General features: G+C 73.5%; 14 protein-coding genes. 3 read left to right on the top strand and 11 right to left on the bottom strand.

Features of this window, described 5'->3' with window-relative positions:
* Window positions 1–36: 36 nt before the first annotated feature.
* Entirely contained in the window at window positions 37–1,248 is a 1,212-nt protein-coding gene (locus ABT300_RS17140) for a TOMM precursor leader peptide-binding protein (protein WP_351676113.1), read from the top strand.
* Entirely contained in the window at window positions 1,241–2,653 is a 1,413-nt protein-coding gene (locus ABT300_RS17135; protein ID WP_351676111.1) for an ABC1 kinase family protein, read from the top strand. The genes ABT300_RS17140 and ABT300_RS17135 overlap by 8 nt, the downstream gene beginning before the upstream one ends.
* Window positions 2,654–2,690: 37 nt before the next feature.
* On the opposite strand, the gene ABT300_RS17130 is transcribed toward ABT300_RS17135, so the two are convergent.
* The 5 genes from ABT300_RS17130 to ABT300_RS17110 all read right to left on the bottom strand — a co-directional run bounded on the left by ABT300_RS17130 (window position 2,691) and on the right by ABT300_RS17110 (window position 6,612).
* Complete coding sequence (locus ABT300_RS17130) at window positions 2,691–2,903, bottom strand: hypothetical protein (protein WP_351676109.1); 213 nt, start codon at window positions 2,901–2,903, stop codon at window positions 2,691–2,693.
* Between the two features lie 131 nt (window positions 2,904–3,034).
* On the bottom strand, window positions 3,035–3,361 hold the full coding sequence (locus ABT300_RS17125; RefSeq protein ID WP_351676107.1) for a putative WhiB-interacting protein: 327 nt from the start codon (window positions 3,359–3,361) through the stop codon (window positions 3,035–3,037).
* Window positions 3,358–3,726, bottom strand: coding sequence for a WhiB family transcriptional regulator (locus ABT300_RS17120; protein ID WP_351676105.1), 369 nt, complete (start codon window positions 3,724–3,726; stop codon window positions 3,358–3,360). Before ABT300_RS17120 ends, ABT300_RS17125 begins: the two co-directional genes overlap by 4 nt.
* 176 nt (window positions 3,727–3,902) lie before the next feature.
* Window positions 3,903–4,220 (bottom strand): hypothetical protein, encoded by a 318-nt coding sequence (locus tag ABT300_RS17115; protein WP_351676103.1) that lies wholly within the window; start codon window positions 4,218–4,220, stop codon window positions 3,903–3,905.
* Between the two features lie 187 nt (window positions 4,221–4,407).
* Window positions 4,408–6,612: an ATP-dependent DNA helicase UvrD2 gene (locus ABT300_RS17110; protein WP_351676100.1), complete on the bottom strand. Its 2,205-nt coding sequence runs from the start codon at window positions 6,610–6,612 to the stop codon at window positions 4,408–4,410.
* 210 nt (window positions 6,613–6,822) lie between these two features.
* Here ABT300_RS17110 and ABT300_RS17105 point away from each other — a divergent pair, with 210 nt between their 5' ends.
* The gene (locus ABT300_RS17105; protein WP_351676098.1) at window positions 6,823–7,080 is read left to right on the top strand and encodes a mycoredoxin; all 258 of its coding nucleotides are present in this window, start codon (window positions 6,823–6,825) and stop codon (window positions 7,078–7,080) included.
* A 76-nt stretch (window positions 7,081–7,156) separates the two neighbouring features.
* On the opposite strand, the gene ABT300_RS17100 is transcribed toward ABT300_RS17105, so the two are convergent.
* From ABT300_RS17100 to ABT300_RS17075, 6 genes are all read right to left on the bottom strand, one after another.
* Window positions 7,157–7,954, bottom strand: a complete 798-nt coding sequence (locus ABT300_RS17100) for a hypothetical protein (RefSeq protein ID WP_351676095.1) — start codon at window positions 7,952–7,954, stop codon at window positions 7,157–7,159.
* A gap of 86 nt (window positions 7,955–8,040) precedes the next feature.
* Window positions 8,041–8,985, bottom strand: coding sequence for an NAD(+) diphosphatase (nudC, locus tag ABT300_RS17095; protein WP_351676092.1), 945 nt, complete (start codon window positions 8,983–8,985; stop codon window positions 8,041–8,043).
* A gap of 152 nt (window positions 8,986–9,137) precedes the next feature.
* On the bottom strand, window positions 9,138–10,550 hold the full coding sequence (locus ABT300_RS17090; RefSeq protein WP_351676089.1) for a dipeptidase: 1,413 nt from the start codon (window positions 10,548–10,550) through the stop codon (window positions 9,138–9,140).
* A 10-nt stretch (window positions 10,551–10,560) separates the two neighbouring features.
* Window positions 10,561–14,118, bottom strand: coding sequence for an ATP-dependent helicase (locus tag ABT300_RS17085; protein WP_351676086.1), 3,558 nt, complete (start codon window positions 14,116–14,118; stop codon window positions 10,561–10,563).
* 207 nt (window positions 14,119–14,325) lie between these two features.
* On the bottom strand, window positions 14,326–17,670 hold the full coding sequence (locus ABT300_RS17080) for an ATP-dependent helicase (protein ID WP_351676083.1): 3,345 nt from the start codon (window positions 17,668–17,670) through the stop codon (window positions 14,326–14,328).
* Between the two features lie 266 nt (window positions 17,671–17,936).
* Window positions 17,937–18,323: an MGMT family protein gene (locus ABT300_RS17075; RefSeq protein WP_351676080.1), complete on the bottom strand. Its 387-nt coding sequence runs from the start codon at window positions 18,321–18,323 to the stop codon at window positions 17,937–17,939.
* Between the last annotated feature and the right edge of the window lie 27 nt (window positions 18,324–18,350).

The following is an 18,350-nucleotide window of genomic DNA, read 5'->3' as shown; positions in this document are numbered from 1 at the left end:
ATGACGGGGAGTTTTCCAGGCATACGGGGGCCTTCGATGCATCCGACGGTGAAACCCGCGCTCCGGCGCGGCTGGCGCGACCTCAACACGGTGCAGTTCGGCATGACGCCGGCGCACGCACTGACACTCGGCCCGGTGGACACGGCCACGGGCAGCTTCCTCGACCTGCTGGACGGCACCCGCGGGCTCCCCCTGTTGCGGGAGGAGGGCCGCCGGATGGATCTGCCCGACGGCCATGTCGACCGGCTGGTCGAGCGGCTGGCCCGGGCGGGGCTGCTCGACGACGCACACGGCGGCGGGCCGCAGGCCTGCGCCCTGCGGGAGAGGAAGGACGTGATGGACCGGCTGCGGCCCGATCTTGCCGCACTGTCCCTCGTCACCTCGCAGCCGGGTGACGCCGTCGAGCACCTGGCCGCCCGGCGCGGGATGCGGGTGCAGGTGCGCGGCGCGGGCCGGGTGGGCGCGGCGCTGGCGGCGCTGCTGTCGGGCGCGGGCGTCGGCGCGGTGGACGTGCGTGACGGCGGAAGGGTGGAGCCGGGCGACGTCACGCCCGGCGGGCTGCCCGCCGAGGCGGTCGGCGAGCGTCGGGACGAGGCGGCCGGCCGCGTCGTGCGCCGGGCCGCCCCCGGCCGGCCGCCCCGGCGGAGCGGGAACTCCCCCACCGAGGACACCCCTGGCTTCTCCCTGGTGATCCTCGCCCCGCGGGACGACGTGTCCGTGCACGCGCCCGCCCCCTCCGCGGCGGAGTCGCTGATCGCCTCGGGCACCCCGCATCTGTACGCCGGCGTCGTCGAGGGCACGGGCGTCGTGGGCCCGCTCGTCCTGCCGGGCGAGACGGGTTGCGCGGGCTGTCTGCACCAGGAGCGCACCGACCGGGACCCGGCGTGGCCGCGGCTGGTCGCCCAGTGGCACTCCGGTCACCGGCGCACGGCGCGCGCCTGTGATGTGACGCTGGCCACGACGGTGGCCGGGCTGGCCGCCGCCCACGCGCTCGCCTTCCTCGACGGCCGCGCCCCGTCGAGCGTGGGCGCTCGGTGGGAGGTCTCGGCACCCGCGCTCCAGTGGCACTCCCGGCCGGTGTGGGCACACTGGGCCTGCCCATGCGGGGCCGCGGAGAAAGGTAAGCGGGAACACACCTCCGAGGAGGGGGGTTCGCACGCGACAATGGGAGAGCAACGGCATTCGACGGAGTTACGCGGTACGACGGACACCGCGCGGCTGGCTGGGACTTGGAGGGCGCATGTCTGATCTTCCCCGGAAGGCGGTCACCCGGACCGCCAAGCTCGCCGCGCTTCCGCTCGGCTTCGCCGGGCGCGCCACCTGGGGTCTGGGCAAGCGGATCGTGGGCGAGTCCGCGGAGATCGTCGGCCGCGAGCTGCAGCAGCGCACCGCGGAGCAGCTCTTCAAGGTGCTGGGCGAGCTGAAGGGCGGTGCGATGAAGTTCGGACAGGCCCTGTCCGTCTTCGAGTCGGCCCTGCCCGAGGAAGTGGCCGGCCCTTACCGCGCGGCCCTCACCAAGCTCCAGGACGCGGCGCCGCCGATGCCGACCCGCACCGTGCACGCCGTGCTCACGGAACACCTCGGCGAGGACTGGGCCGGGCTGTTCCTGGAGTTCGACGACAAGCCCGCCGCGGCGGCCTCGATCGGCCAGGTGCACCGAGGGGTGTGGCACGACGGCCGGGAGGTCGCGGTCAAGGTCCAGTACCCCGGGGCCGGCGAGGCCCTGCTGTCCGACCTGAACCAACTCAGCCGCTTCGCACGCCTGTTGGGCCCGCTCATCCCGGGCATGGATGTGAAGCCGCTGATCGCCGAGTTGCGCGACCGGGTCTCGGAGGAGCTGGACTACGGTCTGGAGGCGCAGGCCCAGGAGGCCCACGCGGAGGAGTTCGCCGGCGATCCCGACGTCGTGGTGCCGGCGGTGGTCCATCAGTGCGACCAGATCCTGGTCACCGAGTGGATCGACGGCGTTCCCCTGTCCGAGGTGATCTCCGAGGGCACCCAGGAGCAGCGTGACCGTGCCGGCCAGCTGCTGTCGCGCTTTCTCTTCTCCGGCCCGGCGCGCACCGGCCTGCTGCACGCCGACCCGCACCCCGGCAACTTCCGTCTGCTGCCCGGCGGGCCGGAGGGTGAGGACGACTGGCGGTTGGGCGTACTGGACTTCGGCACGGTGGACCGGCTCACGGGCGGCCTGCCGGACCCGATCGGCGAGTCCCTGCGCATGACCCTGAACGGCGACGCGGAGGCGGTCTACGAACTCCTCCGCGCGGAGGGCTTCGTCAAGGACACCATCGAGCTCGACCCCGACGCGGTCCTCGACTACCTCCTGCCGATCATCGAACCGGCCCGCGCGGAGGAGTTCACCTTCACCCGCGGCTGGATGCGCAGTCAGGCGGCCCGGATAGCCGACCCCCGCTCTCCCGCCCACCAGCTGGGCAAACAGCTCAACCTGCCGCCGGCGTACCTGCTGATCCACCGGGTGACCCTCAGCACGATCGGCGTGCTGTGCCAGCTCGGCGCGACGGTACGGCTGCGGGACGAACTGGAGGACTGGCTGCCGGGGTTCCTCTTGGAGGAGGAGCTGGAGGCCGCGGAAGACCTGGCGTCCCGGGAGGCGGAGGACCCCTTGGTAGAGGACGCGGTGGCGGAGGCCTGAGCCGCGGACAGGGACTCCTGCCCGCCTGTGAGATACCTCACCACCAGTCGGAGTCGAGCCGTCCTTCGATCGCCCGGAGGTTCTCCCGGGCGCAGGTCTCGCAGAAGTGACGGCGGACGCCGTTCTCCACGGAACACGTCCAGGTGACCGGCGGCGGATCCGCGGCCAGGGCTCCGCAGCGGCCGCACACCACGGGCAGGGGCTCCACCGGTGAACCGTCTCGGTCGCCGTCTTCGGTCGGACTCGCCATGCCCAGGACGATACGCCGCGGCTCCGGATGGGGCGCACAGCGCACCGCGGGGCCGGTCCGTTCGGACGGACCGGCCCCGCGGGGAGAGCTTCGCCTCCCTCTCGGGAGGCCACCGCTTCAGGTGTGTGCGGTTACTGCATCACGGCCATGGCGAGCGCCCGGCGGGCGCGCATCGAGGCGCGCTCGGCCCGACGCTGCATCCGGCGAGCGGCGACCAGGCGCACGGCCTGACGCTCCCGCTCGACCTCGTGCAGGCGGTCGTGCATATGCGCACGAGCCAGGGCTTCTGGGATGAGTTGCATCTCGCGTGTCCTGTTCTGACGCGAGTCGTACGCGCCGGTGGTGATCGGGAGGTCTTCGGTCGCGGAGCCTGCGGGCTCGCTGGTGAACGGCTTCATCGGGGCCTGCTTCTTGGGGTCTTGCGTGAGGGGACGGTCGATTGTTCCTGCGGTGTTCATGCCGTGACCGGGTTCTTGCGCGGGCGACCACGCGGCCGCTTGCGGGCGACGACGACACCCTGGACGAACAGCTCGCCACCCCAGACGCCCCAGGGCTCACGCCGCTCCTTCGCGCCGGCGAGGCAGGCCTCCATCAGCGGGCAGGTGCGGCACAGGGACTTGGCGTACTCGACGTCGGCCGGCGTCTCGGCGAAGAAGACCTCCGGGTCGTAGGAACGGCAGGGGACGGGCACGCCGAGGTTCTCGATGGCGTCGTCGAGCGCGGTGAGCGCCGTGAGCGGGGTCAAGGTGGAGTCCTCCGTGAGGCCGGGCGGGGTGATCGTTTCGGAAGGCGGTACGGACGGGGCGTGCGCTTCGAGTTGCACGGTTCGTCTTCCTCGTCTGGTCGGTCCGGCCCTGTGGGACCGGGTGTCGGCTGGGTACCGGGTTCTTTTCTTGTCCCGAGGCCCCTTCGCTCCGTCGTCCCCGTTCGGGGAAAACAGAAGGGCCGCGGATCCCGGGTGGGGTTCCGCGGCCCTGAAGGCGCCGGCCTGATCGAAGATCAGGCTGGATCACTCCAGGGTTCTGGCCCACGGAAGGCCCACATCAGGTGGTGCTGCGTCGTCTGCTTGCGGAATCCGGCACCGGTCGCCGCGAAGGCATAGGCATGGGCCTGTGCCTCTACTGCTTCCAGTGCCTTGGTCGGTCGCTCATTGCGCTCACGGCCGAGAAGACTCACGGGCGAGACAGAGGCGGACGCCGGCCGGTCGGCGCGAATGCCGGACAGACCGGTGCCCAGGACCGAGGCGCCGAGCATGCACGTGGAGACGACCGAGCGATCGGTCAGTTTGGCGGTGGAGCTGCGGTTGATGATGATCACTGGAATCGCCTCCTCTCGGCGTCTCGGGGGACCGGGGTGAGCCGGTCCGACGGATATGCAAGTACAACACGGAATCAGGGCCTTCGAGAAGGCCGCCGTTCCGGTGTCTAAGAACCTATGGGGATTGCCGGGGCATGCGCAAACTATTTTTCCGACGAGTTCGGATCAATCTTCGGCCGCCCCTCCCTCAGTCCCCTTCGTCACCCTCCACCACGTCCTGGCCTGCACATATGGCCAGGACGTCGGTTCCGTAGCGGTGCAGCTTGCGCACACCGACCCCTGGGATCCGGGCCAGTTCGCCCTCCTCGTCGGGGACTGCCTCGGCGATCGCCATCAGCGTCTTGTCGGTGAAGACGCAGAACGCCGGCTGGCCGGCGCGCCTCGCCTGGACCGCCCGCCAGTCCCGCAGCCGCTCGTACAGCCCCTCGTCCATGTCGGAGGGGCAGTCCTCGCAGCGCATCAGCTTCATCTCGCCGGCGTCGGTCAGGGTGCGCCCGCAGACCCGGCAGCGGGCCGGGGTGCGCTGTGTCCGGCGCGGGGCCTGGCCGGCGCCCGCGGCGAGGCCCGGGAACCCCCGCTCGACGCCTCCGACGCCCCCCGCGCCCCCACGGCCCACGGCGGCGCCCGAACCGGGACGGAGACCGTCGAGGAAGCGGCTCGGGCGGCGGCTCGGGCGGCCGCCCGGTGAGCGGGAGAGCGCCCACGAGATGTGCAGCCGCGCGCGGGCCCTGGTGACGCCGACATAGAGCAGGCGGCGCTCCTCCTCGATCTGCTCGTCGGTCCTGGCGTAGGTGATCGGCATCATGCCCTCCGCCACGCCGACCAGGAAGACGACGTCCCACTCCAGCCCCTTGGCGGAGTGCAGGGACGCCAGGGTGACGCCCTGGACGGTCGGGGCGTGCTGGGCGCTCGCCCGCTCGTCGAGTTCGGCGACCAGGTCGGCGAGGGTCGCCCCGGGCCGGGCCGCGGCGAAGTCCTGCGCCAGGTTGACCAGCGCCGCCAGGGACTCCCAGCGCTCTCTGACGGCCCCGGAGCCGGCCGGGGGCTGTGTGGTCCAGCCTTCGCCGGAGAGGACGGCACGCACCTGCGAGGGCAGGTCGACGGCGTCCTCGAGGAGCGTGTCGTTGCCGCCGAACCGGGCCGCACCGCGCAGGGCGACACCCGCCTTGCGCACCTCGGGCCGGTCGAAGAAGCGCTCGGCGCCGCGCAGCTGGTACGGGATGCCGCGGTCGGCGAGGGCCTGCTCGTAGGTCTCCGACTGGGCGTTGGTGCGGAACAGGACGGCGATCTCCGCGGCCGGGGTCCCGGCGTCGAGGAGCTCGCGGATACGGCGGGCCGCGCCCTCGGCCTCGGCGGGCTCGTCGGCGTACTCGGCGTAGCCCGGCTCGGGTCCGGGAGCGCGCTGGGAGACCAGCTCCAGCCGGTGGTCGGCGGCTCGGCCGCGGGCCTGGGCGAGCAGACCGTTGGCGAGGTGGACGACCTGGGGGGTGGAGCGGTAGTCGCGGACCAGTTTGACGACGGTCGCGCCGGGATGACGGGTGCGGAAGTCGAGCAGGTGGTCGGGGGTGGCGCCGGTGAAGGAGTAGATCGTCTGGCTGGCGTCCCCGACCACGCACAGGTCGTCCCGGTCGCCGAGCCACAGTTCGAGCAGGCGCTGCTGGAGCGGGCTGACGTCCTGGTACTCGTCGACCACGAAGTGCTGGTACTGGGCGCGGACCTGCTCGGCGATGTCGTGCCGGTCCTGCAGCACCGCGACGGTGAGCAGCAGGACGTCCTCGAAGTCGATGACGGCGCGCTCGCGCTTGAGATTCTCGTAGGCGGCGTAGAGCTGGGCGATCTCGGCGGGGTCGCGGGGGGCCTCACGGCCCGCTTTGACGGCGGCGAGGGCGTAGTCGGCGGGGACGGTCTGGGTGACCTTGGACCACTCGATCTCCGCGGTGACGTCCCGCAGCTCGCCGCGGTCGAGCCGGACACGGCAGGCGGCGGCCGCGTCGGCGACGAGCTGCACCTTGCGGTCGACGAGCCGGGGCAGGGAGCCGCCGATCGCTTTCGGCCAGAAGTACTGCAGCTGCCGAAGCGCCGCGGAGTGGAAGGTGCGGGCCTGAACGCCCTGGGCGCCGAGCTGGCGGAGCCGGCCGCGCATCTCGCCGGCGGCCCGGTTGGTGAAGGTGACGGCGAGCACGCTGGAGGGCTGCAGGATGCCGGCGCGCACCCCGTAGGCGATGCGGTGGGTGATGGCCCGGGTCTTGCCCGTGCCGGCTCCGGCCAGCACGCACACCGGACCGTGCAGGGCGGTGGCGACCTCGCGCTGCTCGGGGTCGAGCCCGTCGAGCACCGCGTCGGCCGAGTCCGGGGCCTGCGGGAACAGGGTGGAGTGCGTTGCTGCTGTCACACCGCCATGCTGCCAGGTCGGCGGAGACGGGCGGGACGGTTGTCCACAGGCGGGCCCTCGCAGTCGTACTAATGACGGCGGACGTTCCTGCTGACGACGGCCGACGTCCCCGCTGACGACGGCGGACGTTCCTGCCGGGAATGGCGGCCCCGTCGGCCGCGTTCCCCCTAGGACCGCCCGTCCCCCGACCGCCGAAGGAGCATGAGAGACATGCTGGGCACTGTGACGATGTACAGCACCACGTGGTGCGGCTACTGCCAGCGGCTGAAGAAGCAGCTGGACCGCGAGGGCATCGCGTACACCGAGATCAACATCGAGCAGGACCCGGAGTCCGCGGCGTTCGTGGAGAAGGCGAATGGCGGAAACCAGACCGTGCCGACGGTTCAGGTCTTTCCCACCGGCGGTGGGGCTGAGGTCGTCATGACGAACCCGAGCCTCGCCCAGGTGAAGCAGGCGCTCAGCGCCTGACCCTCGCGGGACGCAGCCCCCGACCGGCCGCTGACGCCGGTCGGGGGCTTTGTGCTCCCCTGGCGGAGCCCCAGGTTCAGAGCGCGAGCACAGGCCGAGTGGAGAAGTCCTCGGAGAGGTCCTCACCGTCCGGGCCGTACACGAACTCGACCATGGACGGATTGCGGTTGGCGGTGGCCAGGGGCAGCCATGCCAGCATGTGGCCGTAGCCGCCGCACACCGACTCGCCGCCGTCTCCGCCGTGGACCGCTGTGCCGTCGCCCGTCAGCTCCGTGCGGTAGGTGTCGTAGGCGATGCGCAGGCCGAAGGCGTTCAGCTGGTTCTGCGGGCCGGTACGGTCCCCGTAGGGGATGCGGTCGAGAGGGCAGTCGTTCCCCCACCGGAACAGGGTGTCCGCCCCAGCTCCACAGGCGTGCTCCCATTCGTCCGGGCTCGGCATCCGCAGCCCACGCGCCGCGAGAACAGCCGGCGTGTCGGCAGGCGACTCGGTCAGGTTCTCGTCCTCCACCGCCATGAGGACGGTGGCCAGGACGACGCTCCGGCGGGGGCTGAGCACCTGCGCGAGGTGAGCCCGCAGGTCGGGTCCGTGGCCGAAGCCCTGTTCCAGGCTCTCGGCATAGTCGGCGGTCTGCTGCGGGGTCGGTTGCCAGCTGTCCAGGTCGAAGCCGAGGGACACCGGCCCCCCGGGTATCAGAGCGAATTCCTGCCCCTTCCGCTCGATCCGGACGCGATGGAACGGGGCGCCGAGGTGCTCTGTGGTCTCGATGAGGGTCACCCGACCGTCCACCGAGCCGGCGGCCTCCTCGGCGACGCGGCGCGCGGTGGACGGTTCGAAGGATCGCCACTGGTCGAACGTGAGATCAGCGAGAGACATGGACCGCAGTGTCGCACTCGGGTCTGACACGACTCGGGCGGCCGTCCCGGTGTGGGGCGGCCGCCCTTTCGTCGTGTCGGGCGCGGTCAGACGAGGCTGCGGGTCGGGAGGGGCTTGCCGTACCAGAGCTCGATCAGTCGGGCCGCGATGGAGATGCCGTAGGGGGGCAGCACGTCGCCGGACTCGAAGGCGGCGCCGAGCTCGTCACGGGAGAACCAGCGGGCCTCGTGGATCTCGTCGCCGTCGACGTGGATGTCGGTGGACGTGGCACGGGCCATGAAGCCGAGCATGAGACTGGACGGGAAGGGCCAGGGCTGGCTGGCGACGTACTCGACCTGGCCGACGGTGACGCCGGCCTCCTCGAAGACCTCGCGGCGCACGGACTGCTCGATGGACTCGCCGGGCTCGACGAAACCGGCGAGGGTCGAGAAGCGGCCCTCGGGCCAGTGCACCTGGCGGCCCAGGAGAATGCGGTCCTTCTCGTCCGTGACGGCCATGATCACCGCCGGGTCGGTGCGCGGGTAGTGCTCGGCGCCGCAGGCGGGGCAGCGGCGGATGTGCCCGGCGGCGGCGATCACCGTGCGCTCGCCGCAGCGGGAGCAGAAGCGGTGGGTGCGCTGCCAGTTCTCCAGGCCCACGGCGTGCACCATCAGGCCCACGTCGCGCGGCGACAGCAGCAGGCCCGCCTCGCGCAGACCGGCCGGACGCGCGGACTGGTCGATACGGCCGGGCAGCGCGTCCTTCTGGAGGGCGAAGTAGCTGACGCCGTCGTCGTCCGTCCCGAGGAAGTAGCGGTGCGCCTCGGTGAGGGGCGCCTCGAACGACGGGGTCATGACGAGTTCGGTGCGGCCGTCGGACGTCTCGTCGATGAGGACCTGGCCTCCGGAGACGACGAAGCAGCGGGTCGTGGGGTGGCTCCACGCCGCGGCGAGCCAGGCCTCGTCGAGCCGGTGGTGGGCGGCCCGGTCCACGCCGCTCGGCGCGGTGAGCGAGATGGGTCGATCGGCGTTCTGGTCGGTCCAGGTGGTCACGGGTACTTCCAACTCCCCCGGTGGAACGGATGTTTCTGCGGGCGGTTCAGCGGGATGTACGGCAGGGGGCGACCGGTCGTGGAGCGATGCGGTGCGGGGCTGCTGCTTCAGTGTGCGCCGCGCGTGCGTTCGCTCCGGGCCGGTCGGGGTCGTCAGGGCGCATGACGCCAGTGCGCGGCGAGGTCGCTCCACAGGTGTGCGGCGGTCTCGACGCCCTTGAGGAGGAGGTCCAGCTCGACCTTCTCGTTGGGCGCGTGCCAGCCGTCCGAGGGGACGGAGACGCCCAGGAAGAGCACCGGGGCGCCGAGGACCTCCTGCAGGTCGGCGGCCGGTCCTGAGCCGCCCTCACGGGTGAAGCGGACGGGCTTGTCGAAGGCCTGGCCCATGGCGCGGACCACGGACCGCAGAGCGGGGTGGTCCAGCGGGGTCAGGCAGGGGCGGGTGGCCGGGCTGAACGCGATCTCGTACCGGATGCCGGCGGGCGCCTGCTCGGCGACCCAGGCGCGGACGGCCTTCTCGACGTGGTCCGGGTCCTGGCCGGCGACGAGCCGGAAGGACAGCTTCACGAAGGCCGAGGACGGGATGATCGTCTTGCTGCCGGGTCCCTGGTAGCCGCCGCCGATGCCGTTGACCTCGGCCGTGGGGCGGGCCCAGATCCGCTCCAGGGTGGTGTGCCCGGCCTCCCCGTGGGCGGCGTGCGACCGGGCGGTGCGCAGCCACCGGTCCTCGTCGAAGGGCAGCTCGGCGAAGAGCTCCCGCTCGCGGTCGGTGAGCTCGACGACGCCGTCGTAGAAGCCGGGGACGGCCACGCGCGCGTGCTCGTCGTGCAGGCCGGCGACGAGGCGGGCGATCGCGGTCGCCGGGTTGGGCACCGCCCCGCCGAAGGAGCCGGAGTGGATGTCCTGGTCAGGGCCGAGGAACCGGATCTCGCACTCGGCGAGGCCGCGCATTCCGGTGCAGACCGTGGGAGTGCCCTCGGACCACATGCCGGTGTCGGAGACGATCACGGCGTCCGCGGCGAGACGCGCGGCCCGCTCTTCCACGAGGGCCCGGAAGTTCGGGGAGCCGGACTCCTCCTCGCCCTCGATCAGCAGCTTGAGGTTGACGGCCGGCGCGGTGCGTCCGGTGGCGGCGAGGTGGGCGCGGACGCCGAGGGTGTGGAAGAAGACCTGTCCCTTGTCGTCGGCCGCCCCGCGCGCGTGGAGGCGGTTTCCGCGGACGACGGGTTCGAAGGGGTCGGTGTCCCAGCCGTCCTCGCGGGCGGCGGGCTGCACGTCGTGGTGGCCGTAGACCAGGACGGTGGGCGCCTGCGGATCGCCGGAGGGCCACTCCGCGTAGACGGCCGGCGCGCCCGGCGTCGGCCAGACCTCGGCGATCGGGAAGCCGGTCTCCATGAGCTTGGCCGCGAGCCAGTCCGCGCTGCGCCGTACGTCCGGAGTGTGCTCGGGCTGCGCCGACACCGACGGGATGCGCAGCCATTCGGCGAGGTCGTCGAGGAAGGCGGCGCGATGCTGCTCGACGTACGTGCGGACGGCGCTGACGGCACTGTCAACGGGATGGCTCATGGTCACGAGCCTATCGGCCCGCACCGGCGTCCTCGCCGGGCCCCGGTGCGCGGCCGACGCGCCCGGCCGGTCCGTCGCGGGCGTCGCCGGCGCCCTCCTTCCCGGTCAACAGGCGCTCCAGGGCGGGACGATCGGGCAGCCCCTCCGGTCGTACGACGTCCCCGGTGCGCACATACAGGAATGCCGCTGTGACGGATTCCACGGGCACCCCCTGCTGCTCGGCCCAGGCGAGCCGGTACAGGGCGAGCTGGAGGGGGTCCGCGGTATGGGCGCGGTGGGTCTTCCAGTCGACGATGTCGTACGTGGCCGAGTCGCCGTCGCCTTCTCTGTAGACGGCGTCGATGCGGCCCCGCACGACACGGCCCGCGAGGGCGAGCTGGAAGGGGGCCTCGATCCGGTAGGGCGTGCGGCGGGCGTACTCGGTCCGCTCGAAGGCCTCCTTGAGGGCGTCGAGGTCGTGTTCGTCGTCGATCTCGACGTCGCGGCCGGGCAGTTCGTCCGGCTCCAGCAGGGGGAGCGTCAACTCCTCGAAGCGGGCCTCCACCCAGGCGTGGAACCGGGTGCCCCGGCGTGCGGCCGGTTGCGGGGGGCGTGGCATGGGGCGCGCGAGTTCCTGTGCGAGACCGTCCGGGTCGGCGGCCAGGCGCAGGACCTGCGAGGCGGTCAGGCTCGTCGGCAGGGGGACGTCCGTGACGGTCCGGCGGGCGCGCAGCAGTTCCCCGGCGAGGGCGTCGAGGTCGCGGTCCCAGGAGGCGACGGTGCGGGCCTCCTCCGGGGTGAGGGAGTTCCGGCGGGCGCCGGACGCCTCCGGCGCCGTGCCCTGATGAGGGATCGAGGGGTGCGCGGCGGGGTGCTCGACGGGGCCCTCGAAGGGGTCGGCGTCGAAAGGATCCACGTCGGAGAGGTCCACCTCGGAGGGGTCCGCGTCGAACGGGTCCGATCCGAAGGGGTCGTCCTCGTCGTGGGGCGGCTCGTCGTCCGGCGGGGGCGGCCAGTCGGGGTCGTCGTGGGCGTCCGGGTCGTGGGCGGCAGGGGGGCGGCCGTCGTCGTGCGGGGCGAGGTCCTCGAGGTCCTCCAGGTAGGCGAGGACGGTCTCGGCGGCTGCGCGTCGGCGGGCCAGGGCGGCATCGTCCAGTGGGAGCGGCCAGACCTGGTCGACGCTCGCCCGGTGCAGCGCGGGGTTCTCCTCGTCCTCCTGCGGCGGGTCGGCCCAGACCTCGATCTCGCCGTGTCCGGCCGCGCAGTGGTCGTGCAGCGCCAGCAGGAAGCCGGACGGGCCGCGGGGCTTCTTCTGGGCGGGACCCCACCAGTGGCCGGAGCCGAGGAGCAGGGACCGCGGGCGGGTGAAGGTGACGTAGCCGAGACGGAGTTCCTCGGTGTGCTGGTGGTCCTTCATGGCCTCGTGGAAGGCCTTCATGCCGCGCGCGTCCCAGGAGGCCAGGTCGGGGAGCGTGTCGGCGTCGCCGCGCAGTGCGTGCGGCAGCACCTTGGCCTGCGCGGTCCACTTCTCGCGGCCCTGTCCGCTGGGGAAAGTCCCGCTGACCAAGCCGGGGACGGCCACCACGTCCCACTCGAGGCCCTTGGACTTGTGCGCGGTGAGCACCTTGACGGTGTTCTCGCCGCCCGGGAGGGCGTTGTCGAGGCCCTTCTCGTACTGGGCGGCGGTGCGCAGGAAGCCGAGGAAGGCCAGCAGGCTCGCCTCGCTCTCGCCGGCCGCGAAGGACGCGGCGATGTCGAGGAAGTTGGACAGCGTCTCCCGGCGGCGAGCGGCCAGGGCGTGCGGGGACGCCGAGAGTTCGACCTCGAGGCCGGTGACGGCGAGGACGCGGTGCAGGACGTCCATCAGGGGGTCGGCGAGGGAGCGGCGCAGGTCGCGCAGTTCGGCGGCGAGGCGGGCGAACCGCACGCGCGCGTCCGGCGAGAACGGCAGCCCGTCGTCGTCCCCGCCGTCGCCGCCGTACAGCGGCGTCTCCAGGAAGGTGTCCAGGGCGTCCGCGAGCGATATCACCTCGGACGGGTCCACCCCTTCGACGGCCTCGGCGAGACGCCGGTCCGGGTCGTCGTCGCCCCCGCGCGTGTGGCTGACGAGCCGCCGGGCCCGTCGGCCGAGGAGGGCGAGGTCGCGCGGTCCGATGCGCCAGCGCGGGCCGGTGAGCAGACGCACCAGGGAGGCGTTGGCGCCGGGATCCTGCAGGACCTCGCACACGGCGACCAGGTCGGCCACCTCGGGCAGGTGCAGCAGTCCGGACAGTCCGACGACCTCGACGGGGACGTCCCGGGCGACCAGCGCGCCCTGGATCTGCGCGAAGTCGGTGGCCGTCCGGCACAGGACGGCGATCTCACCGGGCGCCTTGCCGGTGCGCACCAGATGGGCGATGGAGTCGGCGATCCAGTCCATCTCCTCGGCGTGGGTGGCCAGCAGGGCGCAGCGGACGACGCCGTCGCGTTCCGCGCCGGGAGCCGGGCGCAGGGCCTCCACGCCCGCGTGCATGGCGCGCAGCGGCTCGGCGAGGCCGTTGGCGAGGTCCAGGAGGCGGCCGCCGCTGCGGCGGTTCTCGCTGAGCGACTGGCGGCGCGCCCTGCCGCCGTCGGCGTGCGCGAAGTGCTCGGGGAAGTCGTCGAGGTTGGCGACGGAGGCGCCGCGCCAGCCGTAGATGGCCTGGCAGGGGTCGCCGACGGCGGTCACGGGGTGGCCGGAGCCGCCGCCGAAGAGTCCGGCGAGAAGCACCCGCTGGGCGACGGAGGTGTCCTGGTACTCGTCGAGGAGGACGACGCGGAACTCGTCGCGCAGGAGCGGGCCGACCTCGGGCACCTGGGCGAGCCGGGCCGCCAGGGCGATCTGGTCGCCGAAGTCGAGCAGGTCGCGTTCGCGCTTGGCGGCCCGGTAGCGCAGCACCAGGTCGGCCAGTTCGCGTCGGGCTGCGGCTGCCTCGGGGGCCTTGCGCAGGTCGGCGTTGGTGAGTGCGACGCCGTCGAGGGTGTGCAGCAGCTCCGCGTCCCAGGCGCGCAGGTCCTCGGGGCGCACGAGGTGTTCGGCGAGTTCGCCGTCGAGCGCGAGGAGGTCGCTGATCAGGTCGGCGAAGGAGCGGGTGAGCGAGGGGTAGGGGCCGGGGGCCTCGCGCAGCACGCGCGCGGCGAGCTGGTAGCGGGTGGCGTCGGCGAGCAGGCGGGAGGTCGGTTCCAGGCCGATGCGCAGGCCGTGGTCGGCGAGCAGGCGGCCCGCGAACGCGTGGTAGGTGGAGATGACCGGCTCGCCCGGCGGGTTGTCGGGGTCGATGACGTCGGGGTCGGTGACGCCTGCTCTGACGAGGGCCTTGCGGACGCGTTCGGCGAGTTCTCCGGCCGCCTTGTTGGTGAAGGTCAGGCCGAGGACCTGTTCGGGGGCGACCTGGCCGGTGCCGACCAGCCACACCACGCGCGCGGCCATCACCGTGGTCTTGCCCGACCCGGCTCCGGCCACGATCACCTGCGGGGCGGGCGGCGCGATGACGCAGGCCGTCTGCTCCGGGGTGAACGGGATCCCGAGGAGCTCCTTGAGCTGCTCGGGATCGCTGATACGGGCGGGCATGGGGGAGAGGCTAGCGGCGGGCACTGACAGTCGATGACAAATCACCCGTCGCCGGGAGATGTCTGCAGGTCAGGACAGGTGGTGCGGTCCATCACACCGTCCGCCCCGGACCCGGCCCGGGTCCCGTTCGGCGCACGGCCCGCCCTGCGCCCGGCCCGGTCCGCCCCGCGCACGGTCCCGGCCCCCGCACACGGCCCGGTCCGCGCCTCACTCGACGACGTGGCGTCCTTCGGGCCGGGCGCTGCACGAGGCGCGGAACGCGCAGTGGGTGCACTGCTGGCCGGCGGTGGGGGTGAACCGCTCGTCGAGGACCTTGCCGGCGGCCGTGGCGAGGAGTTCGCCGACCCATTGGCCTTCCAGCGGCTCCTGCGCCTGCACCTTGGGCAGGGCGTCGCCGCCGTCCCGCCGGGCGGCCCCCTGGCGCAGGTGGACGAGTTCGGCGCCGCCCGATTCGGGGCGTGCCCCGTCGAAGGCGTCGTCGAGGGCTCCCTCGCGGACCGCGAGCTGGTAGACGGCTAGCTGGGGGTGGCGCTCGACCTCGCGCGCGGTGGGCGTCTGCTTGCCCGTCTTGAAGTCGACGACGTAGGCGCGGCCGTCGCCGTCCGCCTCGACGCGGTCCATCTGGCCGCGGATGCGCACCTCGTAGTCGCCGGCCTCCAGCGTGACGTCGAAGTCGTGCTCGCTGGCGACCGGCGTGCGGCCGGTGCGGTCCATCACATGCCACTGGAGGAAGCGTTCGAGCGCCACGCGTGCGTGCGCCTTCTCCTGAGTGGACTTCCACGGCGCGTCGAAGGCGAGGGCGTTCCACACGGAGTCGAGGCGTTCCATGAGGACGTCGAGGTCGGCCGGGGTGTGCCCGGAGGCGACCTCGTCGGCGAGGACGTGCACCACGTTGCCGAAGCCCTGGGCGGCCGTGGCGGGCGCGTCGGCCTTCACCTCGCGGCCCAGGAACCACTGCAGGGCGCAGGTGTTGGCGAGCTGGTCGAGGGCGCTGCCGGAGAGCACGACGGGCTGCTCGCGGTCGCGCAGCGGCACCTTGCTCTCGGTCGGCTCGAACATGCCCCACCAGCGGTAGGGGTGGGCGGCGGGCGCCAGGGGCCGGCCCTCCTCGTCGGCGAGCGCGGCGAGCCGGGCGAGGCGGCGGGCGGCCGCCTCGCGGAGGGGCGCGGAGACGCGCGGGTCGACCGTGGTGGCGCGCAGTTCGGCGACGAGCGCGGCGACCGACAGGGGCCGGCGGGGGCGGCCGGTGACGTCCTTCGGCTCGGCGCCGAGTTCGGTGAGGAAACGGGAGGGCTGGTCGCCGTCGTCGGCGGGCGCTTTGACGGCGGTGACGACGAGACGGTCCCGCGCGCGCGTGGCCGCGACGTAGAAGAGGCGGCGTTCCTCGGCGAGCAGCGCACCCGGGGTGAGCGGCTCGGCGAGTCCGTCGCGGCCGATGCGGTCGGCCTCCAGGAGGGAGCCGCGGCGACGCAGGTCCGGCCACAGGCCTTCCTGGACGCCTGCCACGACGACCAGACCCCATTCCAGGCCCTTGGCGCGGTGTGCCGTCATCAGGCGTACGGCGTCGGGGCGCACGGCACGGCGGGCGAGGGTGTCGGCGGCGATGTCCTCGGCCTCGATCTCTGCCAGGAAGTTCAGCGCGCCGCGTCCGCCGGTGCGTTCCTCCGCGCGCGCGGCGGTGGCGAACAGCGCGCACACCGCGTCCAGGTCGCGGTCGGCGTTGCGGCCGGCGGCGCCGCCGCGACGGGCGGCCCGCTCCAGGCGCGCGGGCCAGGGCGTCCCGTCCCAGAGGTCCCACAGCGCTTCCTCGGCCGTGCCGCCCTCGGCGAGGCGCGCGCGGGCCGTCGCCAGCAGCGCGCCGAGGCGCTGGGCGCCGCGCGCGTACGTGGGGTCGTGGGCGACGAGGCGCTCCGGCTCGGCCAGGGCGCGCGTGAGGAGTTCGTCGGAGGGCGGCGGCAGCGGGTTGCCCGCGGCCCGCTCCTCCTCGCGCAGGGCCCGGCCGAGGCGGCGCAGGTCGGCGGCGTCCATGCCGGCAAGGGGTGAGGCCAGCAGCGTCAGGGCGGTTTCGGCGTCGAGCCAGCCGAGGGCCTGCCCGGCTTCGCCGACCGCCGCGGCGTCGCTCTGCGCGCCGCGCGCGTCCTCGGTCGGCGCGGCGCAGGCCTCTGCCGTCGCCACCGCCCGCAGGGCCGCCAGCAGGGGCGCCACCGCGGGTTCGTGGCGCAGGGGGAGGTCGTCGCCGTCGATGTCGAGGGGCACGCCCGCGGAGGTGAGGGCGCGGCGGACCGTGGGGATCGTGCGCGATCCGGCGCGCACCAGGACGGCCATCTCGCCCCAGGGGACGCCGTCCTCGAGGTGGGCGCGGCGCAGGATGTCGGCGACGTTGTCCAGTTCGGCGCCGGGCGTCGGATACGTGTAGACCTCGACCCGGCCGCCGGCGCGTGCGGCGGTCAGGGCGCGGTGGGCGCGGACCTTCTCCGCCGGCAGCCGGGTCAGCGGCATCCGCTGCGTCAGCAGCCGGGTGGCCGCCAGCAGGGCCGCGCCGGAGCGCCGGGAGGTGCGCAGCACCTCGACGGGGGCGGGTGTGCCGTCGGGGCGGGAGAAGGCGTGCGGGAACTCCAGGATGCCGTTCACGTCGGCGCCCCGGAAGGTGTAGATCGACTGGTCGGGGTCACCGAAGGCGACCAGGGTGCGGCCGCCGCCGGCCAGGGCGTGCAGCAGCCGGACCTGAGCCGGGTCGGTGTCCTGGTACTCGTCGACGAACACGGCGTCGTACTGCGCGGCCAGCCGCTCGGCGACCTCGGCGCGCTGGGCGAGGAGCACGGCGCGGTGGACGAGTTCGGCGTAGTCGATCACCCCGTGCAGGTCGAGCACGTCGAGGTACTCGGCGAGGAAGGCGGCCGCGGCGCGCCAGTCGGGACGGCCGATGCGGTGGGCGAACGCGTCCAGGGACGCGGGGTCCAGGCCCAGTTCGCGGCTGCGGGCCAGCACCGCGCGGACCTCGTCGGCGAAGCCGCGGGTGGTGAGGCAGGCGCGCAGTTCGTCCGGCCAGCGCACGTGGGCGAGGCCGAGCCGTTGCAGGTCGAGCTGGCCGGCGAGCAGCTCGCGGACGGCCACGTCCTGTTCGGGGCCGGACAGCAGCCGCAGCGGCTCCACGAACAGGTCGGCGTCCTGGTGGGCGCGGACCAGGGCGTAGCAGTACGAGTGGAAGGTGGTCGCCTGGGGGGCGCGAGCGGCGCCCATGCGCCGCGCCATCCGGTCGCGCAGCTCGACGGCGGCCTTGCGGCTGAACGTGAGGACGAGGATGCGCGCGGGGTCGCCGCCGCGGGCGATCCGGGCCGCCACGGACTCGACGAGGGTGGTGGTCTTGCCCGTGCCCGGACCCGCGAGGACGAGCAGGGGTCCGGCGCCGTGATCAACCACGGAGCGCTGTGCTGCGTCCAGACGAGGGGGAACCACCCGGGCGGGCGGGGTACGCACCAGTCGGTAAGCGCCACGGCTCCCCTGTCGCCCCGGGTGGGGCGACAGGCGCCTGCTGGAGGAAGAGGTGCTCACGTGGTTCGCCGGTCCTGGTGGGTGTGCTGGTCGACGGATCGTCGTCCGGGGAGGTCGGTGATCGCGGGATGAGAGGGACGCGTGCCGCCGACGCTACGCCGACGACCGGCCCGGAAGGACGGCTTCCGCTTCTTCCCTCGGGCCCCGCACATCTCGGAGGTCCCACGCCCCACGAACGTACGCCATGCCGCGGGCGTGCCCTGTACGCGCCCTTTCGCCCGTACGGGCCACAGGCGCCTCCCGAGCCCGCCCGATGGCGGAAGCTGTCAGGTGTGACCCGCCGCGCGTTCGCCGCCGTCCCACCTCGCCCGTCGCATGTCGAGACGCGGGACGTGGCCCTCCGCGGCCCGGCTCGCCGCCTTCAGCGGAGTGCCCTCGGCGCGGTAGCGCTCCAGCGCCCGCAGCTCGTGCCCCGGGAGGAGGACCCCGTCCGCGCGCACGACACGCCACCACGGGACGGCGCCGCCGTAGAGGGCCATCACCCGGCCGACCTGTCTCGGACCGCCCTCCTCCAGCCACTCGGCGACGTCCCCGTACGTCATGACCCGCCCGGGCGGGATCAGCTCCGCGACCTCGAGGACCCGCTCGGCGTACTCCGGCAGCGCGTGCGTGTACTCCGGGCGGGCGTCGTCCGGAAGGCTCTGCTCGCTCATCCGCCCCATCCTGCCCCACCGCACCGA

The sequence above is a fragment of the Streptomyces sp. NPDC001027 genome, assembly GCF_040299045.1.
Classification (GTDB): domain Bacteria; phylum Actinomycetota; class Actinomycetes; order Streptomycetales; family Streptomycetaceae; genus Streptomyces.
This window is presented reverse-complemented; position numbering and strand designations above follow the sequence as displayed.

What these genes read in the sequence shown, in the direction of transcription:
- ABT300_RS17105 (WP_351676098.1), top strand. Translation starts at nt 6,823, where the DNA reads ATGCTGGGCACTGTGACGATGTACAGCACCACGTGGTGCGGCTACTGC.
- ABT300_RS17135 (WP_351676111.1), top strand. Translation starts at nt 1,241, where the DNA reads ATGTCTGATCTTCCCCGGAAGGCGGTCACCCGGACCGCCAAGCTCGCC.
- ABT300_RS17090 (WP_351676089.1), bottom strand. Translation starts at nt 10,550, where the DNA reads ATGAGCCATCCCGTTGACAGTGCCGTCAGCGCCGTCCGCACGTACGTC.
- ABT300_RS17130 (WP_351676109.1), bottom strand. Translation starts at nt 2,903, where the DNA reads ATGGCGAGTCCGACCGAAGACGGCGACCGAGACGGTTCACCGGTGGAG.
- ABT300_RS17100 (WP_351676095.1), bottom strand. Translation starts at nt 7,954, where the DNA reads ATGTCTCTCGCTGATCTCACGTTCGACCAGTGGCGATCCTTCGAACCG.
- ABT300_RS17085 (WP_351676086.1), bottom strand. Translation starts at nt 14,118, where the DNA reads ATGCCCGCCCGTATCAGCGATCCCGAGCAGCTCAAGGAGCTCCTCGGG.
- ABT300_RS17075 (WP_351676080.1), bottom strand. Translation starts at nt 18,323, where the DNA reads ATGAGCGAGCAGAGCCTTCCGGACGACGCCCGCCCGGAGTACACGCAC.
- ABT300_RS17125 (WP_351676107.1), bottom strand. Translation starts at nt 3,361, where the DNA reads ATGAACACCGCAGGAACAATCGACCGTCCCCTCACGCAAGACCCCAAG.
- ABT300_RS17140 (WP_351676113.1), top strand. Translation starts at nt 37, where the DNA reads ATGCATCCGACGGTGAAACCCGCGCTCCGGCGCGGCTGGCGCGACCTC.